Origin of the sequence: Amycolatopsis sp. SID8362 (assembly GCF_010550475.1) — a bacterium.
Taxonomy (GTDB): domain Bacteria; phylum Actinomycetota; class Actinomycetes; order Mycobacteriales; family Pseudonocardiaceae; genus Amycolatopsis; species Amycolatopsis eburnea.
The window spans coordinates 1-629 of sequence record NZ_JAAGNB010000481.1; the positions used below are offsets into that span (position 1 = coordinate 1).

The following is a 629-nucleotide window of genomic DNA, read 5'->3' on the forward strand; positions in this document are numbered from 1 at the left end:
CAGGCCGCGCAGGACGTGCGGGATCTCCGGCTGCCGCCGGACGGCCGCGAGGTCGAGCGGCAGCGGGAGGAGCGCGGGCTCGCCGGCGCCGCGGGCGGCGTCGAACAGGGCGAGCCCGGTTTCGACGGTGACCGGCGGCATCCCCGCCTCCGCGAGCCGCCGGAGGTCCACTTCGGACAACGTCGACGTCATGCCACTGCGGGATTCCCACGGGCCCCAGCCGAGGGACACGGTGTGCGGGCGGCGGCGGGCGAGCGCGTCGAGGAAAGCGTTTGCGGCGGCGTAGTTCGCCTGCCCGGCCCCGCCGAAAGTGCCGACGACCGACGAGAAGAGGATCAGCTCGGTGCCGGGCGTGGTCAGTTCACTGAGGTACCAGGCGCTGTCGGCCTTGGCGCGCAGGACGTTCTCGAAGCGTTCGGGGGTGAGCGCGGCGAGGGTGCCGTCGTCGAGGACCCCGGCGGCGTGGACGACGGTGGTGATCTCGCGGCCGTCGAGGAGCCGGGCGAGTGCGGTGCGGTCGCCGACGTCGCAGGCCGCCACCTCGACGCGGGCGCCGAGGCCCGCGAGGTCGTCGAGCAGCGCGGGGTCCGCGGTGCCGGAGCGGCTGACGAGCAGCAGGTCGCGGCGGC

General features: G+C 75.5%; 1 protein-coding gene. It reads right to left on the reverse strand.

The window, feature by feature from the left end; genetic code table 11:
* A partial coding sequence (locus tag G3I65_RS14730) for an SDR family oxidoreductase (protein ID WP_160696609.1) occupies positions 1–629 on the reverse strand: 629 nt, incomplete at both ends.